Here is a 21,886-nt window from a genome sequence, read left to right on the forward strand (position 1 = left end):
ATGACCAACCTGCTCGAACTGCGCGACATCGAGAAATCCTTCGCCACGATCCCGGTGCTGCGGCGCGCCAGCTTCGAGCTGCGCTCCGGCGAGGTTCACGCCCTGATGGGTGGCAACGGGGCGGGCAAGTCGACGCTGATGAAGATCCTTACCGGGGTCTATACCAAGGATGGCGGCAGCCTCGTCTTCGATGGTCGCGAGGTGGAGCTATCGGGTCCGCGTGACGCCGAGCGCCTCGGTATCGCGATGATCTTCCAGGAATTCAGCCTGATCCCGACGCTCACCGTCGCCCAGAATATCTTCCTGCACCACGAGCCCCGTGCGGGCGGCTTTCTCAACGATGCCGAGGCCGAGCGGCGCGCAGCCGGGATCCTCAGCGATCTGGGCGAGGACATCGATCCGCGTGCCTTGGTCGAAACCCTGAGCGTCGGCGCCTGCCAAATGGTCGAGATCGCCAAGGCGCTCTCGAAGAATGCCCGTGTACTGATCATGGACGAGCCCACCTCGTCGCTCTCGGAGGCCGAGGCCCGGACATTGTTCAGCCTCGTACGCAAGCTGAAGTCCGAAGGCATCTCGATCGTCTACATTTCGCATCGTATGGCCGAGATCTTCGAGATCTGCGACCGCATCACGGTGATGCGCGACGGCCATGACGCTCTGACGCGCTCCACCGGCGAAGTGACGATGCAGCAGCTCATCGAGGCCATGCTGGGCGAGGGGGTGGAAGCCTCGATGCAGTATCAAGCGCGGCCCATCTCCGCCACGGCAGCCACCGTGCTCGAGGTCGAAAATCTGACGCTGGAGGAGAAGGTCGTTGATGCGAGCTTCACGATCCGCGCGGGCGAGATCGTCGGCCTCGCCGGACTGACGGCCTCAGGCCGCACCGAGATCGCCGAGGCGATCTTCGGTCTCAGGCGCATCCGCAGCGGCGAGGTCCGGGTCGATGGCAAGCCTGTCCGGGGCACCGATCAGGCGATTGCGGCCGGGGTGGCGCTGGTGCCGGAGAACCGACGCACCCAGGGCCTCGTGCTGGAGCATTCGATGCACGACAACATGGTCCTGCCGAACCTCGCGCGATTTACCCGCGGCCTCTTCGTGCGCGACGGCGCAGGCCGCCGCGCCGCCAACGACGCCATCGCCCGGCTGAAGATTCGCACCGACGGGCCCGACAAGGTCGTCGGGCTGCTCTCGGGCGGCAACCAGCAGAAGATCGTGCTGGCGAAATGGCTCGAGCGGCGACCGCGGCTGCTGATCCTGGATGAGCCGACGATCGGCGTCGATATCGGCGCCAAGTCGGATCTGGTCGAGATCATTCGCGAGATCGCCGAAGCAGGCACGGCGGTCCTGGTGATCTCGTCCGAGTTCGAGGAGCTGCTGGCGATGAGTGACCGGGTGCTGGTCCTGCATGACGGCCGGCTGATCAAGGAATTGGAGCGCGAGGAGATCGCGACGGAGGAGGTGCTGCATCATGCAATCCAAGGCTGAAACCATCGGCGGTCTGCCGGTCCGCGCGCCCCGGCTGACCGGCTTCGACTGGCGCGGCTACATCGTCTACCTGTTCTTCACCGCCGTGCTGCTGTTCTTCGCCGTGACGATCGGCGACAAGGGCTTCCTCACCGTGCCCAACCTGTTCAACATCGCGCGCAACACCGCGATGATCGCGGTGATCGCCGTGGCCATGACCTTCGTGATTTCGGCTGGCGAGCTCGACCTCTCGGTCGGCTCCACCGCTGCACTTTCGGCGCTGGTCGCAGCCCTCGTCATCCAGGCGGGCTTCGGCATGGTCGCCGGTGTCACCGCCGCGCTGGGGGCGGGGCTTCTGGTGGGTCTGGTGAACGGGCTGTTCGTGACCGGACTCGCGATCCCGTCCTTCCTGGTGACGCTCGGGATGATGCAGTTCGTGCGCGGCCTCGACATGCGGCTGACCTACACCAACCCGGTGCCGGTCGCCGACAACACCTTCAACGGCATCTTCGGCAAAGGGTACCTGTTCGGCATCCCCTCGCTGCTGGTGTGGTCCGTGGCGGCGGTGGCGCTCGGCCACGTGGTGCTGCGCTACACGCCGTTCGGCCGGCAGGTGCTGGCCACTGGCGGCAACCGGGTCGCGGCCGCCTATTCGGGCATCCGGGTCAACCGCACCAAGCTCTACTGCTTTCTGCTGTCGGGCGCCGCGGCCGCGTTGGCGGGGCTCCTGTTCACCGGGATGATGTCGACCGCGCGCTACAACTACGGCACCGGCATCGAGCTCGCCGCGATCGCCGCGGTGATCCTCGGCGGCACCAGCCTGTTCGGGGGGCGCGGCACGATCATCGGCACCTTCGTCGGCGCGCTGCTGATCGGCACGATCAACAACGGGCTGATCATCATGGGCCTCGACGTGTCGGAGCAGAACATGGTGGCCGGCGCGATCATCATCCTCGCGGTGGCTTTCGGCAAGAAACCGGCGCGCTGACCCTCCCGCAGCGCGTCTCAGGGGCCCCGAGCGATCGGGGCCCCTTCTTGCGTCAGTCGGGAAGGCGCGGCCCTCTCACGATGCAACGTATGCGCCGGGCCACTGCCGAACGAAAAGCGCCCCGCCGGTCTTCGGCGGGGCGTTCGGTAGTGCAGGCGAGAGCGGACCTGTCAGGCGCAGAGCGCGCGGCCCGTTTCCTCGTCGGTGATCAGCACGTTGGGGGTGGTTGCCGCGATGGCCGCCCGCATCACTTCGTGCTTGTCCGCGCCGCCGGAGACCAGAAGCCGGGTGCGGGCCGCACGCAGTCGCTTGAGATCGGCCGAGATGGCGCGCTGATTGATCGGGTGATCGACCAGCTGCCCATCGGCGTCGATGAAGTTGTACAGGATGTCGCCCACCGCGCCGGCCTCGATCAGGCTTTCCCGCTCCGCCTCGCTAAGATGGCCGGTGCGGTAGGAGGTGGTGAGCTGCGTGATGCCACCGGTCGAGAAGATCGCGAGATCGAGCTTGTCGGCCATCTCGAAGATCGAAGCGAGGCCACAGCGCTCCAGGAGCGCGTGCTTGGTCTCCGGGCTGTCCACCAGCGCGGGGGCGGAAATGAGATAGCCCTCACCTTGGAACATTTCGGCAAACTGCCAGGCAAATTCGGCCGGGTTGAAGCGTCGCGCCGCGGCGATGCCGCCCAGCAGCGAGATGACCTTCAGGTCCTCGAGCGAGCGGCCAGTGATGAAGGGCAGGCTGCTGTGCAGCGTGCGGCCCCAGCCGACGCCCACGGTCATGTTCGCGGTGATGGCCGAGGAGATCCAGGCGCCTGCGGCTGCGGCGATCGCGGGCGTGGGGTCCGCGTCGGGCGCGCTGACCGGGGCGAGGATGACCTCGTCGATCCCGTAGCGCTCGCGCAGCTCGAATTCGGTTCCCGCAAGTTCGGTCAGCGGCGAGCGGATGGTGATGCGCACCTCGTTGCGACGCCGGGCATCGGCCAGCAGCCGCACCACCGTCACCCGGGTCACATCGAGGATCTTGGCGATCTCCGACTGCTTGAGGCCCTCGGCGTAATACAGCCACACCGCGCGCGAGCGCAGTCGATCATTGTCGCTGGTCCGCGCCCTGACGGCGGGCGCGGCTGGATGCTGGTTCATGTCACCCCCGGGATGCCGCTTCGGCGACCCCGAATAGGTCACGAAGCACCTTGGCACAGGCTTCTGGCCGCTCAATATGCGGAATGTGTCCAGCCTTGTCCAGAAGGTGCAGCCCCGCGTGATCGGGTGCGCGTAGCGCGTGGCGCCAAGGCAGGATCGCATCCTGACGTCCCCAGATGACGCGCAGCGGTGCTTCGACGCGGCCCAGCGCCCCGGTGAGGTCGAAGCCCTGCGTTCCATCCGGGAACAGCCTTTCGGCCAGATCGCGCTGGGCCGCGCGCATCTCTTCATCCATGCGCGACAGCATCGCCGCCTGCGCGAAGTCCCAGCTGATCGCATCCGGGTCGGCCGCGAGCCGTTTGAGCCAAGGCGCGAGGCTCTCGGCGCGGCTGGCCCGCGCGATGCCCATCAGCGTGTCGCCGTCGATCTCGGGGCCGAGACCCGCAGGGGCGATCAGCCCGAGGCTGCGGATCAAGCGCGGCCGAATGTCGGCGATGGTGGTGGCGATGGCGCCGCCGAGGGAATGGCCGACCAGATGCGCGGCCTCGAGGTTCAGACCGTCGAAGGCCTGCACCGCAAGGCGCGCAAGGCCCGCGAAATTCTCGATCTTCTTCAGCGGAGAGCGGCCGTGACAGGCGAGGTCGACGCGGATGATCTCGCGCGCGTTGCCCAGCGCCTTCTCGAGGGGTGCCCAGCCGGTGGCGTCGGCGGCAAAGCCATGCACCAGTACGATCGGAGTGCCGCTGCCCTGACCCTTGCGGCGGGTGACGGCGAGATCGCCGGGCCGTTCGCTCCAGCCCGCAGGCGCGGCGAGGGGTTCGGGGTCGGATCGGCGTGCCGCAGGCTCGGGGGCGGCGGGTGCGGCGGGGGCAGGGCGCTGCCGTGCCTCAATCTCTCGCGCCACGTCCTCGGACTGGATCCGGCCCTGCGGACCACTGCCGACGAGCCGCGCGAGATCAAGTCCGGCCTGACGTGCGGCGGCGCGGGCGGCTGGAGTGGCGCGGGGGCGCGGCTCGTCCAGGGCTTCAGGCGCCTCGGCTCGCGATGCCGCCTCCGTCAGGGCGGGTTGCGACGCGACAGTTCCGCATTTGCCCGGCGCTTGCGCCGTAGCAGGGGCGGGTTCGGCCTTGGGTGCCTCAGTTGCGCCGCCGCCCGGTGCCGCCTCGGGGATCGCCTCACCCTCCGCGTAGATCCAAGCCACGGCGTTGCCGACCGGCACCTTGGTGCCCTCCGGCGCGATGATATGGGCGAGGATCCCGCTGGCCGGCGCCTCGATCTCCATCGCGGCCTTGTCGGTCTCGATGTCGAACAGCGCGTCTCCCTTGGAAACCGGACTACCGGCAGCGATGTGCCAGGCGGAAACAAGCCCCGACTCCATGTCCATGTCGACCTTGGGCAGGATGACCTCGGTTGCCATGTCAGACCTCCTTGCGTGCCAGCTTGCGGGCCGCGGCCTCGATGTCGGGGGCTTGGGGCACGGCGGCCTTCTCAAGCTCCGGGTTGTAGGGGATCGGTGCCTCGACGCCGCCGAGCCGGAGGATCGGTGCATCGAGATAGTCGAAGGCCTCGCTCTCGGCGATCATCGCCGAGATCTCGGCGCCGATGCCCAGCGTGCGGACGCCTTCATAGACACAGATCAGCCGGCCGGTCTTGCGGACGCTTGCGATGATCGTTTCGTGGTCGATCGGGCGGACCGAGCGCAGGTCGATCACCTCGACGTCGATGCCCTCTTCCGCGAGCTTTTCGGCTGCGGCCAGTGCCCGATGCACCATGATCGCCGAGGCGACGATGGTGAGGTCACGGCCCTCGCGCCGCACCGCGGCCTTGCCGATCGGCGTGGTGTACCAGCCGTCGGGCACATGGCCTTTCAACTTGTACAGCAGCTTGTGCTCGAACACGACGACGGGATCCGGATCCTCCAGCGCCGCGAGCAGCAGGCCCTTGGCGTCCTCGGGGGTCGAGGGCTGCAGCACCTTGAGGCCGGGGACATGGCCGAACCAGGCTTCGAAGCTCTGGCTGTGCTGCGCGGCGGCGCCGGTGCCCGAGCCGGCCGGCATGCGGAACACCAGCGGCACCGAGGCCTCGCCGCCCAGCATGTAGCGCATCTTGGCGGCCTGGTTGACGATCTGTTCCATGGCCAGCGTCGCGAAATCCGAGAACTGGAACTCGAAGATCGGCCGCAATCCGGTCAGCGCCGCGCCGACAGCCACGCCGGCGCCGCCCAGCTCGGAGATCGGCGTGTCGCGGACCCGGTCGGGGCCGAAGCGCTCGACCAGGTCGCCGGTGACCTGAAACGCACCGCCATAGACGCCGATGTCCTCGCCCATGAGGATGACCCGCTCGTCGCGCGCCAAGGCCATGCCCATCGCTTCGCGGATCGCCTCGGCATAGCTCAGCTCGCGGGTCTGGATTTCGGGATTGCGTGTCGGGGCGTTCATGACCGGGCCTCCGCGTAGACGTATTTCGTGACATCGGCGATCGTCGGATCGGTGCCGCCCTTGGCAAAGGCGATCCCGTCTTCGACCTCCCGGCGCGCCGCCGCCTCGATGGCGTCGGCGCCGCTTGCGTCGAGCACGCCATGGGCGGCCAGTTCCTCGCGGAACCGCAGGATCGGATCGCGCGCGATCCAGCTGTCGATCTCGTCCTTGGTGCGATAGCGGTTGCGGTCCGACTTCGAGTGGCCGCGCCAGCGATAGGTCAGGTTCTCGACCAGGCTCGGGCCCTCGCCGCGCCGGGCGCGATCGACGGCCTCCTGCACCGCTTCGGCCACCGCGGAGAAGTCGTTGCCGTCCACCGTCACGCCGGGCATGGAATAGGCTGCGGCGCGCTGGGCGATGTCCTTGACCGCGGTCGAGCGCTCGGTCGAGGTCGACATGCCGTACTTGTTGTTTTCGCAGACGAAGACGACCGGCAGCTTCCAGACGGCCGCGATGTTGAGCGCTTCGTGGAAAGCGCCCTCGTTGTTGGCGCCGTCGCCGAAGAAGCAGATCGTGACCGCGCCGGTGCCGAGCTGCTTGGCGGTCAGCGCCGCGCCGACGGCGATCGGGATGCCGCCGCCGACGATGCCGTTGGCCCCGAGATTGCCCTTGGTCACGTCGGCGATGTGCATCGAGCCGCCGCGGCCGTGGCAATAGCCTTCTTCCTTGCCGAAGAACTCGGCGAACATCCGGCCGACCTCGGCGCCCTTGCCGATGCAGTGTCCGTGGCCGCGATGAGTCGAGGTGATCTTGTCGTCATCGGTGAGCGGCAGGCAGGAGGCCACGGCCGAGGCTTCCTGACCGATCGACAGATGCATCGTGCCGTGGATCAGGCCGCGGGTGTAGCTGTCCTCCGCACCTTCCTCGAAGAAGCGGATCAGGTACATCTTGCGGAGCGCCTCGCGCAGTGTCTCGGCGTCGTAGCGACGGATCGCGAAGGGGGTGTTGTCGTCCTTGGCCATGGCTGTCCTCACAGGGTGGCGAGCATGTCGTCCTGCCGGGCGCGCAGCGCCGCGATGCGGCTGCCCTCCGGCGGGGTGGCGTTGGCATAGGTGATCAGATCGCCCTTGCGGATCGGCGCGGTGACGGTGCCGCCGGCGAGGAGCCCGCAGGGGATGGCGCGCTGCTCGGCTGCCTCGGGCGCGGTCATGATCCATGCGCGGTAGCTGTACTCGCCGATCTGGTCGAGCTTGTCGCCGGGCTGATGGTCGCGCTTGGCGACGGCGCAGACCTCGGCGACGGGGCGTGCCAGCGGCACCATGTCGGCCTTGCCGTAAAGCACGGCGCGCGCGCAGCTCAGCGGCACCTCGAGCGAGGTTAGGTGATAGGGGCGGAAGAAGGTGAAGTAGGGGCCCTCACCCATCTTCAGGTCTTCCATCCGCTCGCGGATGCGGGGGTGATCCATCTCGGCCACCACGAAGACGCCCGGCGCCACACCCTTTCCGATGGTGTAGTCGACCCGGCCTTCGCCCGACGACAGCACACCGCCATCCTTGGCGGGGATCAGCACCTTCGACAGTTCCTCGCGGGTGGCGGCGGGGCCGTGCATGCCCGGCCTGTCGGGGATGAGCCCGGTCGCGTTCGCGATCGCGGCCATCTCCACCATAGTCTTGGAGCCGTCGACGAACTCCACCAGCATGCGCGGGTTCATGTGACGGCGATGCGCCTCCTCCTCGTATTCGGCGGGGGTGGCGTCGATGTTGAGCGGGTTGTTCTTGCCCTTGCCGGCCGACACGATGCGGTGGCCCATGGCGGTGACGAACTCGATCAGCTCCATGCAGGAGGAGGGCTCGTCTCCGGCGCCGAGCGTGTAGACCACGCCGAGCTTCTCGGCTTGGGCGCGCAGATAGGCACCGATCGTCACGTCGGCCTCGACGTTCATCATCACTAGGTGCTTGCCGCGCTCCATGGCCTGCAGCCCGATCTGGGCGCCGACCGCCGGCACGCCGGTGGCATCGACCACGACGTCGATCTGGCCCGACTCGAGCAGCAACTCGACCTTGTCGGTGGTGGCCACGCGGCCCTGCTCGATGGCATGCGCCATGGCGTCGCCGGTCGAGACCTGCTGGGCGTGACCCTCTTCCCGGTAAGCGATGTCCACGGCCTTGGCTGCGTTGGGCAGGTTCAGCTCGGCGATGGCGCCGATCTCGATGCCCGGCATGTGGGCGACGCGGGTGACGATGTCGGTTCCCATTTCGCCGGCGCCAACGAGGCCGATCCGGATCGGCTTACCGGTCTGGGCGCGCAGTTCGAGATCTCGGGCAAGGCCGGTAAGGGCCACGTTTGTGGGCATAGCGGTTCCTCCTGGGGTGCGCCGCCAACATCCTGAACTTTGGTCACCGTGTCAATACATAGGTTCGATACGAGGCGCGAAAGTTCACTCCTTGGGCGCGCATCCACGTCATCATCACATGGTTTTCGCCCTTATTATACTACAGCGCCTTCAGTCGAGAGAACATATGTGTCTTGACTGATCCAAAAATGCGGCAATACTCAAGCTGCGGATCACAGTCATTTCCGATCCGCCCGGCGCCGTGGTGGCGCGGGCGGCAGGCCGGTGGGGAGCCGGGGAGGACTGGCCGTCGAATTGGGAGGATTACCATGACATTGAACAGGACCGATTTCTCGCGTCGCCGCTTCCTGAGCGCTTCGGCTGCAGCTGGCCTGACCGCCGCCGCCGGCACCGGATTCTCGGCGCGGCCGCTTTTCGCGCAGAGCGATCTGCCGGATCCGCAGAGCGTGCTGGACCGCATCTCGGTGCCGCAATACGTGCGCAAGGATTACCAATCGCTCTACAACATGAGCGGCGAGCCGCTGTGGGATCCGGCGACCGACTGGATCCGGAACGTCGATTGGGAAGCGGTGCGCAAGGAGCAGGCCGGCAAGACCGTGCGCTTCGCCGTCGGTGCCGCCGATCAGGAATCGGCCGCAGAGGCGCTGGTGCCCTTCGAGCAGCTCTCGGGGATCAAGGTCGAGCTGGTGCCGATCCCCGATGACAGCTTCTACGACAAGGCCATCGCCGAGTTCATCTCGGGCAATGCCTCCTTCGATGCGCTGCAGTTCTTCTCGCCCTGGCTGGGCGACTTCGCGGCGCCGGGCTTCCTCGCCAAGCTCGACGACTACGCCGAGAAGTGGAAGCTGCCGCTCGACGACTTCTACGACACCTATCGGCTCAACTACGGCTATTTCGGCGATCAGGGTCTCTACGGCATCCCGTTCGATTGCGACATCCAGATGGTGCATCTGCGCAAGTCGCTGGTCGAGCAGGTCACCGGTGGTCCGATCGATGTGGCCAGCACCGTGCCCACCTATGACGAGCTGATCCGGATCACCGGCGAGCTGGCCAAGGTCGGCGGCAACGTCGCCCCGCTGGGCCTTTTGGGCGCGCGCGGCTTCTGGTCGACATACTCCTGGGAGCACATCGCCGCGCAGGCGGGCATGGAGCTGTTCGACGAGAACTTCGAGCCGATCCTCAATTCCGAAGCCGGCATCAAGGGCATGGAGACGCTGCTCGCGCTGTCGAAAAACGCGATCGAGGGCTTCTCGGGCGCGGGCTGGGGCGAGAATCGCGCGGCTTGGCTCGGCGGACAGGTGGCGGCCAACATCTCGTGGCAGGACAGCGGCACACAGGCCATGCGCCCCGACCAGAGCCAGATCGTCGACGACTTCATCACCATCTACGAGCCCCGCATCGAGGGCGGCCGTTTCGCGCCGCCGAACATCGCCGGTTCGACCTCCTGCGTCGCCGCGACCTCGAAGAACCCCGAGGGCGCCTTCCTGATGCTGGCCTTCCTGACCACCTCCTCGATCATGGCGATGAACGAGGCCAACGCCAACGGCGTGGCGCCGGGCTACCGCTCGGTGCTCACCAACCCGCGGCTGCGCGAGGTCTCCCAGCCCGCCGAGGTCTGGGCCAACAGCCTCGACCATGCCTGGTGCGCACCGCGCATCCCCGGCATGTTCGAAATGGAGCAGGCGCTGGGCAACGAGATCAACAAGGCGCTGGTGGGCCAGATCTCGGGCCGCGAAGCGCTCGAGAACGGCAATGCCGCCTGGCGCAAGATCATGGAAAAGAACGGCTTCTTCTCGAACCGTCAAATTTTCGACTACGCGGCGGTCAAGGACGGTGTCTGGATGGGTGCGGGCAAGCCGCTGCCCTTCTCCTGATCCGATGGCGGTCCTCGACCAGACCGGGGGGGTGGCGCGTGCCGCCCCCGACCGGGCCCGCCCGCGGGAGAAGGCGCTGCGTCGGCGCAGCTCGGCGCTTCGACGCGCCTTTCCCTACCTGCTCGTCGCCCCGGCGGTGATCTACCTGCTGGGCATCACTCTTTATCCCGGCGCCTACGCGATCTATCAGTCCTTCTATCTGGTGCGCTTCACCGAATGGATCCCGGTCGGCTTCGACAATTATGTCGAGCTCTGGAGCGACAGCGAATTCTGGCAGGCGCTGCTGAACACGCTGATCATCGGCGGCATCGCCTTGGCGCTCGAATGCGTGATCGCCATGGCGCTGGCCTTCTTTGCCTATCGCGACGCGCTGATCCGTGTCTGGCGGATCGTGTTCCTGATGCCGATGCTGTTCATGCCCTCGGCAGTGGCCTTCGTCTGGAAGCTTGCCTTCAACGATGGCCGCGTGATCTCCGATCTGCTGCGGAAGATCGGCCTGATCGACGGCAATCTCGACTTCCTCGGCAATGTCTGGCTCGCACGCTCCACGCTGATTGTTGCCGATCTCTGGCAGTGGACGCCGTTCCTGTTCATTATCTTCGTGGCGGCGCTGCAGAGCCAAGACCAGGAGGTCGAGGAAGCGGCGCGGCTCGATGGGGCGAGCTGGCCCGCGATCTTCTGGAACGTGTCTCTGCCGATGATCCGGCCGGTCATCGCGGTGGCGGTGGTGCTGCGCGGCATCGACATCACGACGATGTTCACCAACGTCTTCATCCTGACCAAGGGCACGCCCGGCGGGACCACCGAGACGATCAGCTATTTCATCTATCGGCAGGGCTTCCAGACCTTCAACTTCGGCTACGCCTCGGCAGCTGCCGTGGTGATGCTCGTCGTCACCATTCTCGCGGCCCAGCTGGTCGTGAAGCGGGCCTTCAGATCGGGGAAAGCGTGATGGAAAAGCGACGCAAGTCCAAGGGCGACAACCTCGTGCTGCGCTACCTCGTGCTCGGCTCCTGGGCGCTGTTCTGCCTCGTGCCGATCCTGTGGTTCCTGTCGATCGGCTTCCGGCCCCGTACCGAGATCATCACGCCCGAGCCGATCTACTGGCCGACCTTTTCGCTCGACGCCTGGAGGCTGCTTCTGGCCGACTGGCCGATCTTCGACTACCTGCGCAACTCGGTCGTCGCGGTCACGGGCTCGGTGGTGATCGATCTGATACTCGGCATCCCGGCGGCCTACTCCTTGACCCGCTACGAATATCGCGGCCGCGACGATATCGGCTTCTACATCCTGTCGACTCGGATGATGGCGCCGGCGATCGTGGCGATCCCGATCTTCTTTCTGTTTCGCAACATGGGTCTGCTCGACAGCGTCTGGGCGTTGATGCTGATCTACGCGGCGGTCAACCTGTCAATCGTGGTGTGGATCATCCGGTCCTACATGCTCGACATTCCCAAGGAGCTCGAGGACGCGGCGCGCACCGACGGGGCAGGGGATCTGCGTATCCTGTGGGAGATCATCATCCCCGCCTGCCTGCCGGGCATCATCACCGCCTCGGTGATCGCCGCGATCTTCGCGATCAACGAGTTCCTGTTCACGCTGCTGATCGCCTCGACGAAGAGCGCCTATACCATGTCGGTGGCGCTGGCGAACTTCACCGGCGGCTCGGACGGCGTCATCTACAACGCAATCGCACTGGTCTCTTTCCTGGCCTTCCTGCCGATCCTGGTTCTGATCGTCCTGATCCAGAAGCACCTGTCGCGGGGCCTGACCATGGGCGCGGTAAAAGGATAATCCAATGGCACGCATCGAACTGAGAAACGTGGTGAAGCGCTATGGCAGCTTCACCGGGGTCCGGCGGATGGATCTGGACATCGCGGACGAGGAGTTCCTCGTGCTGCTCGGCCCATCGGGCTGCGGCAAGACGACGACCATGCGCATGATCGCGGGGCTCGAGGAGCCGAGCGAAGGCGAGGTGGTGATCGGCGGAGAAGTTGTGAACGAGGTCGATGCCCGCGACCGCGACGTGGCGATGGTGTTCCAAGGCTACGCCCTCTATCCGAACATGTCGATCTACGAGAACATCCGCTTTCCGCTCCGGATGCGCGGGATCGGGAAGTCCGATCAGGACGCGCTCATCCGGCGGGCGGCCGAGATGGTCGAACTCGGCGATTTCCTCGATCGCAAACCCGGCGCGCTCTCGGGCGGCCAGCGCCAACGCGCGGCGCTCGCCCGGGCCGTGGTGCGCCAGCCGCAGGTCTTCCTGATGGACGAGCCGCTGTCGAACCTCGACGCCAAGTTGCGCAGCTCGATGCGGGTGCAGATCAAGCACCTGCAACGCCAGCTCAGGATCACCACCGTCTACGTCACCCATGACCAGATCGAAGCGATGACCCTCGCCGACCGCATCGTGATCATGGAAAAGGGCGTGATCCGCCAGATCGGCACCCCTGACGAGATCTATTCGGATCCCGCCGACACCTTCGTCGCGGGCTTCATCGGCGCGCCGCCGATGAACCTCGTCGAGGGCAAGGCCGAGAATGGCCGCTTCACCGCGCCGGGTCTGGTCGCGGCCTGCCCGCCGGATATCTCGGGCAGGATCACGCTTGGCGTACGCCCCGAGGATTGCCGCGTCGTGACCGACGGTCCGGCCGAACTGGCGGGTGCGGTCTACGGGGTCGAGCCGACCGGCGAGACGACCTATCTGACCCTGCGCACCGGAGAGACGCTGTTCGAGGTCAAGGCCGCGCGTGACGCACGTTTCGATCTCGGTGCTCCGGTGAAGATTTGCTTCGATCCCGAGCGGATCTATTTCTTCGATACCGAGACGGGCGTGCGTTTGCGCGCCCAGCCGCAAAGGAGCGCGGCATGAGCAGCTTCGACTATACCTCGATGGGTTTCATCACCTTCGACGCACTGTGCCGCCCCGTCGAAGCACTGCCGCCCAAGGGTGGCACCTACTTCGTCGAGGAGTTCGCCCTCGCGGTCTCGGGTGCTGCCGGCAGCCCGGCCATCGTCGCCGCCAAGAACGGTCTGAAGGTCCGGGCCGTGGGTGGCGTCGGCGAGGACGACATGGGCGACTGGGTGATGATGAAGCTCGCGAAGTACGGCGTCGATACGGAGTTGATGCAGCGCTGCCCCGGCGTCGCGACCTCGTCCTCGATCGTGACCACCCGCCCGGACGGGGCCCGGCCTGCGCTGCACAAGAAGGGTGCGACCGGAGCCTTCTACGTCGAGGACCGCGATATCGACGCGGTGCTCGACACGAAGATCCTGCATGTCGGCGGGGTCGGGTTGATGGATCGGATGGATCAGGGGCGCACCGCGGAGATCCTGCAGGAGGCGCGCGCACGCGGGGTGGTCACCACGCTCGACGTGTTCGCCTCGAGCGCGGACGACATGCCGGCACTCCGCCGCCTACTGCCCCATGCCGACTATTTCCTGCCCTCCGAGGAGGAGGCGATGGCAGTCACCGGGCGAGAGGACCTGGGGGATGTCACCGCAGCTCTCCTGGATGAGGGGGCGGGCGCCGTGGTGCTGACGCTCGGGGCCGATGGCGCACTCTACCGCGACGCAAGGGGCCGACGCTACTACACCTCGGCGTTTCAGATCGACGTCAAATGCACCTGTGGATGCGGTGACGCGTTCAACGCGGGCTTCGCGACAGGGCTGCATCTCGGCCTGTCGATCGAGGACTGCGTGACCTACGGCCAGGCGGCTTCGGCGCAGAACGCGACCGGGCTGGGCAGTCAGGCCGGAAATCGCGATCTCGCCACGACGCGACATTTCATCGAGACGACGCCTCGCCGACCAGCCTCGGCGCTTTTCGCGGCGCTGGCGGATTGATATCATGGAGTTGGCCGGCGCGCCGTGCCGCACGGCCGATGGGGAGGAGACCATGACGCCAATGTCACGCCGACGCCCGGGGCCGGAACTTCCGGGTGCCGTGGTGCTGCGCGAGGCATTGCGGAGCATTCGCCATGTTGCGCGCGAGGGGCGCGATGTCGTCGCCGAAGCCGCGAGCCATGGCGGGGTGCCGGTGGCACAGGTGGCCAATTTCGCGATCAGCGGGGCTGAGCGGATGGCCGGGGTGGCCGAAGACGTCGTCGGGCTGTTGATCGGCTCCGGGGCCGCGCCGCTGGACCTGTCGCTCTCCGAGATGCCCGCCGACGAAGCCAGTGCGGCCTGCTTTGCCGCTGCTGCCTACACGGCGCTGGGCCATGTGCTGCGCGGCCTCGGGGCGCGTCATGCGTTGGTGTCTGAGCTGCGGCTGCGCGCGGCGTTTCTGCGGGTCGGCGGCGAGAACGCGTCGACGCGACCGGCCAAGCTTTTCGTGGCGCTACGCGAGGCAGAGGTCATCGCCGACGTGCGGATGGAGCCGGCCGCCGATCTGTCGGCCGACGAGGCGGGGCGGCTGGCTCTGTTCACGCTCCTGCTCTGGATGCTGAGCGACCGCGACGTGGGCGACGCGAGCGAGGCGCTCGACGCGGCGCAGATGATCGGTCTGGCGCTGCGGACCGAGCTCGCCGAAGCGGGCCATGATGAAACCGCCGTTGCAAAATTGTTGCAGGAGTTTCGGCACCATGTCTGACCTGGCTTTCCGCGACCTCGAGATGCCTGCGACGCAGGAGCCGGTGCGGGTGGCGGCGCGACGGCTGCGCTGGTTCCGGGCGGCCTTCCGCTCCGCCGTGGATCGGGTCTCGGCGGAGACCGGTCTGCGCTTCGCGATCGACGAGGGCAAGCTCGCGGCCGGTTTCGTGCGCTGGCTGCGTGCCGTCGAGCGCGCCAACCCGCATAATCGGGGCGCACGCCACGCCTTTTTCGACCATGCCGCGGGGATGATGCTGCGCGAACTCCTGCGCCAGTCTCCGCTCACCGTGACCGGCAAGCCCGGCATGGCCGACAAGGAGAGGCCCGAGTATTTCTGGCCCGAGGGCTACTGCTGCACGGTGTTCTGCCTCAACGTCTACGCCTTGGCCGTGCGCCAGGAGTTCGGGGATTCCGCCGCGCTGGGCGACGCTTTCGGTGATTTGCGGACGTGGTGGTCGTTCCGCGAGAACGCCCACCACGACTCCGCCTACGCCATCGCCTTCTTCAAGCTCTTCGCCGGGGTCGAGCCGAATTGGGACTTCCCCGACATCTTCCGCTGGCCGAAGGGCGAGCTCGAGGGGCCGATCCCGGTCAGGCCGCTCGGCTGAGCGGAAGCTGGTCGAGCGCATCGCGCGTTTCGCCCTCGTCCCAGCCCAGCTCCTCCGCCAGCAGACCGGCGATCTCGGCGGCGACCTCGGGGGTGAGGCGGCCCGACATCGCGATCGCGCTGCGCCGCAAAAGCAGATCCGACAGGGTCCCGACCCGCTCGGTGCGCGCCAGATGCAGCAACTCCTCGCGGCCGTGATCCGGCAGGCTGGACAACGGCGTGTCGCTTTTGGTCAGCACTTTCAGCATCGCCTCCGCCCGGGTGCCGTACCGCGCCAAAAGCGTCTCGACCCGCCGCTGGGGAAGGCCTAAGCGCCGTGCGCGCTCGGCCACCCAGACCGCGCGGGTCTCCTTGGTGGCGGGGAAGTCCCGTCCGCCGCCAATGGCCATGGTCTCGGTGGTCCGGTGGCGGGCGCGGCCGATCCGCGCCAGCACCGCGTCGGCAGCCTCCTCCGAGAACTTGCGGAATGTGGTCCACTTGCCGCCGATTAGGCAGAGCACATCCGGGCCACCGGGCAGACGCAGCTCCGCGATCGAATGGTCGCGGGTCACCGAACCCACCTCGCCATCGGCTCGCGGCAATGGGCGCACGCCACTGAACCGGTAGCGGATCTGTGTCTCCTCGACAGGGATGTCCGGAAAGATTTCGGTGACCACGCGGCGCAGATATGCGGCCTCTTCCGCCTCGCAGCGGGCGGCATCGGGGTCGTCGATCTTGATGTCGGTCGCCCCGATGAGGACCTTGCCCATGAACGGGTAGAGCAGGTTTACCCGCCCGTCGCGGCTGCCGAAATAGACCATGTGGCCGTTCAGCGCCGCGAGCAGCGCCTCGTTCTCGACCACGATATGGGCCCCTTTGGAGCCGCCCATCAGCCGGGTTTCGAGCCCCAGCGCCGCGTTGACCTTGTCGATCCAGGCGCCGCCGGCATTGATGATGACCCGTGGCCGGACGCTGTGGGTTGCGCCGCCATGGCGATAGGTCACGACGCCGTCTTGCTGGCCCAGGATCTCGACATGGTTCAGTGCGCGCGAGGCGGAATGCATCGCCTCGCCATCCAGGATCAATTCAAGCCCGAGCCGCTCAGCATGGCTGAGTTGGCCCTCGTAGTAGAGACCCGCGCCGATCACGATCGGCTCGAGCCCGGCCACTCGCGTGTCGAGCGCGCGCCGCGAGAGCATCTTGTGACCGGGCAGCGCGTTCACCTTGCGCCCATAGAGGTCGTAGAGGGTGAGCCCCGCGCGGGTGATCAGGGAGCCGCGGTCGGTCAACGACGCCTTGGCGCCGAGGAAGCGACGGATCGAGGGGACGATGCCGCCGAAGCGGCTGCGCAGGGGCAGGATCGAGGGCAGGGGGCTGACGTAATGCGCAGCGTTGCGGAGCAACCGGTCGCGTTCCTCGGCGCTCTCGCGCACCAGGCGGAACTCGCCGGTTTCCAAGTATTTCAGCCCGCCATGCATCAGCCGCGACGAGCCCGCCGAGGCGCCCGAGCAGAAGTCGTCCCTCTCGAGCAGGAGGCAGTCCACGCCCTGCGCGCAGAGATCGCGGAAAGTGCCGCAACCATTGATCCCGCCGCCGAGGATCAGCGCTTCGACCTGTGCGGGTTCAGTCATTGACGATCGCCACCTTGATCGCCGTCCCGCTCTCGGCCGTGTCGAAGGCGGTGAGTGCGTCGTCCAGCGCGAAGCTGTGGGTGATGAGCGGTCGGACGTCCAGCCGACCCGAGGCAATCAGTTCGAAGGCCCGGTCGTAATCGTTGCGCGACAGGCCGAAGGCACCTGTGACGGTGATCTCGTTGTAATGGATGGCGTTGACGTCCATTTCGGCGGTCTCGCCCTTGGAGAACCCGGCGAAGAGGCTGACCCGACCGCCATGGGCGGCAAAGTCGGTGGCCTGCCGGGCCAAGGCGGGCAGGCCGATCGCGCAGATCACCACATCGGCGCCGCGCCCGCCGGTTTCGGCGCGCACCCGCTCCACGAGGTCGGGCAGGGTGGCATCGAGCGCGAGATCGGCGCCCAGCGCCTGGGCCATCGCCCGGCGGTGATGGTTGGGGTCCGTGGAGATGATCCGCGTGGCGCCGCGGAGCCGGGCCATCGCCACGTGCAGCAGGCCGATCGGTCCGGCTCCCAGCACCACCACGGTTTCGCCAAGCCCGAGGCTCACGCGGTTCTGGCCGTTGAGGACGCAGGCCAGCGGCTCCACAAGGGCCGCCTCGGCAAAGCTCATGTGATCCGGCAGATGACGGATATTGCCCGCGCGCGCCGCACGCTCGGGGATGCGGATCAGCTCGGCAAAGGCGCCGTCGACCTCGTAGCCGATATTGGCGCCCGCGGTGCAGAGGTTTTCCTGGCCGCGCTTGCAGCGGTCGCAATGGCCGCAGGCGATGGCGGGACAGAGCGCGACCCGGTCGCCGGGGGTAAGATCGGCATGGCCGCCGGTCTCGACGATTTCGCCTGCGAATTCGTGCCCGAGTATGGAGGGGTAGCGTACCCCGGCGGTCTTGCGCCCGCGCAGGATACGGATGTCGGTGCCGCAGATCGTGGCCGCGCGGACGCGCAGGACGACATCGCCCGCCATCGGCACCGGGGCGGCGGCTTCTTCGAGACTCATGGCGTTCGGAGCTGTGAGGATGGCGGCTTTCACGATCTTATCCTTAGCTGAACATTTGTTTACAGTGTGCGTAGCATGTTGCATTGAATTCGGGAAGGAGAATTTCCGGTGCCAGCGTGGTGCGACTATTATATAGGGGCCTCTGCTATAGGCGAACCCGTCAGCGGCCATACTTATGGAATATGGATGCAACATATGTATTGACGTAGAGACGGGTGTATGGGCAGTCTGCTGCATCCACTTTGCGCCGAACGCGGGAGAATCGAATGCCGTGGGATTACGCCTCGATGGGCTTCTACACCTACGACTGCCTCGGATGGCCGGTCTCGACGATCCCGCCGGGCGGTGGCACGATCCTGATCGACGATCTCACCATCGCCGTCTCCGGGGCTGCCGGAACTGCCGCCATCGCCGCCGCCAAGCTCGGCGTCACCACCAGCGCGATCGGCGGTGTCGGCCAGGATATGATGGGCGACTGGGTGCTCGAGCGGGTCGCAGGCTTCGGCATCGACACGGTCGACCTCGTGCGCTGCTCCAACGCGCCGACCTCCAGCTCGATCGTGCTCACCCGCGAGGACGGCTCGCGTCCGGCGTTGCACATGAAGGGCGCCACCGGAGCCTTCACCGTGCCGCGGCATCGCTTCGATGCGGTGACGGATGCGAAGATCTTCCACCTCGGCGGGGTCGGGCTCATGGACGCCATGGATGGCGCCCCGAATGCCGAGTTGATGGCCCATGCCAAGGCACGCGGCTGCATCACCACGGTCGACGTCTTCGCGGGCTCGCCCGATGACCTGCCGGATGTCGCGGCCGTGCTGCCCTATACCGACTACTTCATCCCTTCGGTCGAGGAGGCCGAAGCGCTGACCGGCCTGACCGATCTGGGCGACATGGCGCGCTTCTTCATCGAGCGCGGCGCAGCCTGCTGCATCTTCACGCTTGGTGCCGAGGGCGCCTACTACCATCACCGCGATGGCACCGTCTTCACCGTACCGGCCTTCGAGATCACCCCGAAATGCACCTGTGGCTGCGGCGACGTGTTCAATGCGGGGTTCGCGGTCGGGCTGCTGCGCGACATGGCGCCGCGTGACGCGGTGCGCTTTGCCCAGGCCTGCTCGGCGCTGAACGCCACCGGTCTCGGCAGCCAGGCCGGGATCACCGATTTCGACGCTGCCATCGCCTTCATGAACGATTGCCCGGTGCGCTCGACGCACCGCCTGGCTGCCGCGGAATAAACGCCGCGACACGACTTCGCTGACATCGCGGCCGGAGGAGGGCCGCGACCCCAACCCCCGAGGAGGACCCCAGTATGACCCCCATCAAGACCGCCACCGCGGCCGCCGCGCTGATCGCGGCGCTGAGCGCGCCCGCCCGGGCCCAGGACCAGGCCGAACTGATCACGCCGGTCGACGACAAGCTGACCTTCGTCTTCGTCCCCAAGGTGATCCACCCCTGGTACGACGTGGTGCGCGAAGGGGCCCAGTTCGCGGTCGAGGAACAGGCCAAGCGCGGCGTCGAGATCGAGATGATCTGGGACCAGCCGCCGATGGCCGACGTGGCCGACCAGAACCAGCGCATCGAGGCCAATATTGGCCGCCAGCCCGACGGCATGGCCATCGCCTGTCTGGATCGCGCCACCAACGTCCAGATGATGAACGAAGCGGTCGAGGCCGGCGTGAACGTCATCAACTTCAACTCGTTCTGCGACGATGCCTTTCCGTTCATCGGGCCCAAGTCGAGCGTGCAGGACGGCTACGATCTGGGCGAGTATCTGGCCGAGGAGCTTGGCGGCAAAGGCAAGGTCGCCATTCTCTCGGGCAGCCTGACCGCCTCCGACCATGTCGAGCGCATCACCGGCTTCAAGGACGCGCTGTCGAAGCATCCCGAGATGGAGATCGTGTTCGAGCAGCCCGATGACGACATCCTGGAAAAGGCCGTTTCGCTGACCGAGAACCTTCTGCAGGCGCATCCCGACATCAACGGCATCTTCGCGTCGAACGCCTCCAACCCGATCGGGGCGGCGCGGGCGGTCAAGAACGCCGGCAAGGCGGGCGAGGTCGCCATCGTCGGCATGGACGATCTGCCCGAGGCCGTGGAGTTCGTCTGCGATGGCACGATCAACGCGCTCAAGGCGCAGCGCCAGTGGGACATGGGCTATTGGGCGATCAACTACATGGTCGCCATGAACGAGAACCACACCATCCCGATGTTCCACAACACCGGTTCGCGCTTCCTGACCAAGGACGACTGCGCGGGCTGATGCGCAGGAGGGGCGGGGCCGCAATCGCGGCCCCGTCACACCCCCATCCAGAGGGCCCAAGCCATGACTCCTGAAAGTCCCGCCGTCTTCGAGGCGCGAGGCATCACCAAGCGTTTCGGCCCGATCACCGCGCTCAGCGACGTGTCGATCTCGATCCGCGCCGGCGAGGTGCATTCGATCATCGGCGAGAACGGCGCCGGCAAGTCGACGCTGATGAACATCTTCTGCGGCAAGCTGCGCCCGACCGAGGGCGAACTGCATGTCGACGGCCAGTCTTTGATCTTCAACACGCCGCTCGAGGCGCAGCGCCACGGCATCGCCATCGCGCCGCAGGAAATCAATCTCGTGCCGCATCTCACGGTGGCCGAGAACATCCTGCTCGGCGCCCAGAAGGGCCGCGCCGCGGCGATCGATTGGGCCGCCACCCGCGAGGAGGCGGCGCGCTACCTGCACGAGGTCGATGACGATATCGATCCGCGTCAGAGGGTGTCGCAGCTTTCCAAGGCCCAGCAGCAGCTGGTGCAGATCGCTCGGGCTGCCGCCACTCGGGCACGCATCCTGATTTTCGATGAGCCGACGGCGACGCTGACCTATCGCGAAACCGACAAGCTCATGGCCTATATCCGCCGGATCACCGCCGAGGGGCGCTCGGCTTTCTATATCTCGCATCGGCTCGACGAGGTGCACGACCTGTCGCAGCGCATCACCGCGCTGCGCGACGGCGTCAATGTCGGGACCATCGGACCGCAGGAGGCCAGCCGCGAACGCATGGTCTCGATGATGGCGGGCCGCCCGCCCAAGGCGCTGACGCGCGGCCGCCGGGACTTTGCCAATGCACCGAATGTGCTCGAGGTCGAAGGGCTGACCCGGCGCGGCGAGTTCAAGGATGTCTCCTTCGCGCTGCGGCGTGGCGAGATCTTGGGCGTGTCCGGGCTGATCGGTTCGGGTCGAACCGAGATGGCCAAATGCCTGTTCGGCGCGACCGGCATGGAGGCGGGACGGGTTCGGCTCGACGGCAAGGAGGTCGCCTTCCGCGCGCCTTACGAGGCGATCGCTGCCGGCCTCATTTACCTGCCGGAGGAGCGCAAGCAGGAGGGGATATTCCCGCTCCTGTCGATCGCCGAAAATACGGCGCTGCCCACGCTCGACCGCTTCGGAGGTTGGCTGACCATCCGCAACCGCGAGATGTTCGACGAGGTCGGTCAACTCGCCAAGCTGCTCAAGGCCAAGTTCGGTGCGCTGAGAGACCCGATCACCAGCCTCTCGGGGGGCAACCAGCAGAAATTCATCATCGCGCGCTGGCTGATGCAGGACGCGAAGGTGCTCATCATGGACGAGCCCACCCGCGGCATCGATGTGAACGCCAAGGCCGAGATCCAGGCCGTGCTGCGGCAGCTGACCGAGGAGCGGGGGCTGTCGATCCTGCTCATCTCCTCGGAAATGGAAGAGCTCCTCGACGTCGCCGACCGGATCCTCGTGATGCATGAGGGTCGGGTGAAGGGCGCGCTCGATCACGACGAGGCGACCCAGGAGGGCCTTCTCGAACTGGCGATGAGCTGAGACAGGGAAAGTTTGATATGATGCAGA

General features: G+C 66.7%; 19 protein-coding genes. 12 read left to right on the forward strand and 7 right to left on the reverse strand.

The window, feature by feature from the left end:
- Together FHS00_RS00160 and FHS00_RS00165 are read left to right on the forward strand one after the other, a co-directional pair.
- On the forward strand, positions 1–1,485 hold the full coding sequence (locus FHS00_RS00160; RefSeq protein ID WP_183468697.1) for a sugar ABC transporter ATP-binding protein: 1,485 nt from the start codon (positions 1–3) through the stop codon (positions 1,483–1,485).
- Positions 1,469–2,452 (forward strand): ABC transporter permease, encoded by a 984-nt coding sequence (locus tag FHS00_RS00165; RefSeq protein ID WP_183468700.1) that lies wholly within the window; start codon positions 1,469–1,471, stop codon positions 2,450–2,452. Before FHS00_RS00160 ends, FHS00_RS00165 begins: the two co-directional genes overlap by 17 nt.
- Before the next feature lie 170 nt (positions 2,453–2,622).
- On the opposite strand, the gene FHS00_RS00170 is transcribed toward FHS00_RS00165, so the two are convergent.
- Genes FHS00_RS00170 through FHS00_RS00190 form a run of 5 tightly spaced genes read right to left on the reverse strand, consistent with a single transcriptional unit; the run spans position 2,623 to position 8,361 of the window.
- The gene (locus FHS00_RS00170; RefSeq protein ID WP_183468703.1) at positions 2,623–3,591 is read right to left on the reverse strand and encodes a sugar-binding transcriptional regulator; all 969 of its coding nucleotides are present in this window, start codon (positions 3,589–3,591) and stop codon (positions 2,623–2,625) included.
- A gap of 1 nt (position 3,592) precedes the next feature.
- Complete coding sequence (locus tag FHS00_RS00175) at positions 3,593–5,008, reverse strand: acetoin dehydrogenase dihydrolipoyllysine-residue acetyltransferase subunit (protein WP_183468706.1); 1,416 nt, start codon at positions 5,006–5,008, stop codon at positions 3,593–3,595.
- 1 nt (position 5,009) lies between these two features.
- A complete protein-coding gene (locus FHS00_RS00180; RefSeq protein ID WP_183468709.1) occupies positions 5,010–6,029 on the reverse strand; it encodes an alpha-ketoacid dehydrogenase subunit beta in 1,020 nt (339 codons plus the stop codon).
- The gene (locus tag FHS00_RS00185) at positions 6,026–7,030 is read right to left on the reverse strand and encodes a thiamine pyrophosphate-dependent dehydrogenase E1 component subunit alpha (RefSeq protein WP_183468712.1); all 1,005 of its coding nucleotides are present in this window, start codon (positions 7,028–7,030) and stop codon (positions 6,026–6,028) included. The genes FHS00_RS00180 and FHS00_RS00185 overlap by 4 nt, the downstream gene beginning before the upstream one ends.
- Positions 7,031–7,038: 8 nt before the next feature.
- Positions 7,039–8,361, reverse strand: coding sequence for an NAD(P)H-dependent oxidoreductase (locus FHS00_RS00190; RefSeq protein ID WP_183468715.1), 1,323 nt, complete (start codon positions 8,359–8,361; stop codon positions 7,039–7,041).
- Between the two features lie 308 nt (positions 8,362–8,669).
- Here FHS00_RS00190 and FHS00_RS00195 point away from each other — a divergent pair, with 308 nt between their 5' ends.
- Genes FHS00_RS00195 through FHS00_RS00225 form a run of 7 tightly spaced genes read left to right on the forward strand, consistent with a single transcriptional unit; the run spans position 8,670 to position 15,433 of the window.
- On the forward strand, positions 8,670–10,235 hold the full coding sequence (locus tag FHS00_RS00195) for an ABC transporter substrate-binding protein (protein ID WP_183468717.1): 1,566 nt from the start codon (positions 8,670–8,672) through the stop codon (positions 10,233–10,235).
- 4 nt (positions 10,236–10,239) lie between these two features.
- Positions 10,240–11,187: a carbohydrate ABC transporter permease gene (locus tag FHS00_RS00200; RefSeq protein ID WP_183468720.1), complete on the forward strand. Its 948-nt coding sequence runs from the start codon at positions 10,240–10,242 to the stop codon at positions 11,185–11,187.
- Positions 11,187–12,029, forward strand: a complete 843-nt coding sequence (locus tag FHS00_RS00205; protein WP_183468723.1) for a carbohydrate ABC transporter permease — start codon at positions 11,187–11,189, stop codon at positions 12,027–12,029. The genes FHS00_RS00200 and FHS00_RS00205 overlap by 1 nt, the downstream gene beginning before the upstream one ends.
- 4 nt (positions 12,030–12,033) lie before the next feature.
- Positions 12,034–13,107 carry an ABC transporter ATP-binding protein gene (locus FHS00_RS00210; RefSeq protein ID WP_183468726.1) on the forward strand — a complete coding sequence of 358 codons (1,074 nt, stop codon included), beginning with the start codon at positions 12,034–12,036 and terminating at the stop codon, positions 13,105–13,107.
- Positions 13,104–14,081 carry a carbohydrate kinase family protein gene (locus FHS00_RS00215; protein ID WP_183468729.1) on the forward strand — a complete coding sequence of 326 codons (978 nt, stop codon included), beginning with the start codon at positions 13,104–13,106 and terminating at the stop codon, positions 14,079–14,081. The genes FHS00_RS00210 and FHS00_RS00215 overlap by 4 nt, the downstream gene beginning before the upstream one ends.
- A gap of 52 nt (positions 14,082–14,133) precedes the next feature.
- On the forward strand, positions 14,134–14,826 hold the full coding sequence (locus FHS00_RS00220) for a hypothetical protein (protein ID WP_183468731.1): 693 nt from the start codon (positions 14,134–14,136) through the stop codon (positions 14,824–14,826).
- The gene (locus FHS00_RS00225) at positions 14,819–15,433 is read left to right on the forward strand and encodes a hypothetical protein (RefSeq protein WP_183468734.1); all 615 of its coding nucleotides are present in this window, start codon (positions 14,819–14,821) and stop codon (positions 15,431–15,433) included. Before FHS00_RS00220 ends, FHS00_RS00225 begins: the two co-directional genes overlap by 8 nt.
- Here the strand turns inward: FHS00_RS00225 and FHS00_RS00230 are convergent.
- Both FHS00_RS00230 and FHS00_RS00235 read right to left on the reverse strand, forming a co-directional pair.
- The gene (locus FHS00_RS00230) at positions 15,417–17,042 is read right to left on the reverse strand and encodes a glycerol-3-phosphate dehydrogenase/oxidase (RefSeq protein WP_183468736.1); all 1,626 of its coding nucleotides are present in this window, start codon (positions 17,040–17,042) and stop codon (positions 15,417–15,419) included. The genes FHS00_RS00225 and FHS00_RS00230 overlap by 17 nt on opposite strands.
- Positions 17,035–18,072: a zinc-binding dehydrogenase gene (locus FHS00_RS00235; RefSeq protein WP_183468738.1), complete on the reverse strand. Its 1,038-nt coding sequence runs from the start codon at positions 18,070–18,072 to the stop codon at positions 17,035–17,037. The genes FHS00_RS00230 and FHS00_RS00235 overlap by 8 nt, the downstream gene beginning before the upstream one ends.
- 233 nt (positions 18,073–18,305) lie before the next feature.
- Between FHS00_RS00235 and FHS00_RS00240 the strand changes: the two genes are divergently transcribed.
- The 3 genes from FHS00_RS00240 (at position 18,306) to FHS00_RS00250 (ending at position 21,859) form a co-directional block, all read left to right on the forward strand.
- The gene (locus FHS00_RS00240; protein ID WP_183468740.1) at positions 18,306–19,274 is read left to right on the forward strand and encodes a carbohydrate kinase family protein; all 969 of its coding nucleotides are present in this window, start codon (positions 18,306–18,308) and stop codon (positions 19,272–19,274) included.
- 74 nt (positions 19,275–19,348) lie between these two features.
- Positions 19,349–20,299, forward strand: a complete 951-nt coding sequence (locus FHS00_RS00245; protein WP_183468742.1) for a substrate-binding domain-containing protein — start codon at positions 19,349–19,351, stop codon at positions 20,297–20,299.
- 63 nt (positions 20,300–20,362) lie between these two features.
- Positions 20,363–21,859 carry a sugar ABC transporter ATP-binding protein gene (locus tag FHS00_RS00250; protein ID WP_183468744.1) on the forward strand — a complete coding sequence of 499 codons (1,497 nt, stop codon included), beginning with the start codon at positions 20,363–20,365 and terminating at the stop codon, positions 21,857–21,859.
- The last annotated feature ends 27 nt before the right edge of the window (positions 21,860–21,886 follow it).

It is taken from the genome of Limimaricola variabilis, assembly GCF_014195545.1.
GTDB classification, from domain to species: Bacteria; Pseudomonadota; Alphaproteobacteria; order Rhodobacterales; family Rhodobacteraceae; genus Limimaricola; species Limimaricola variabilis.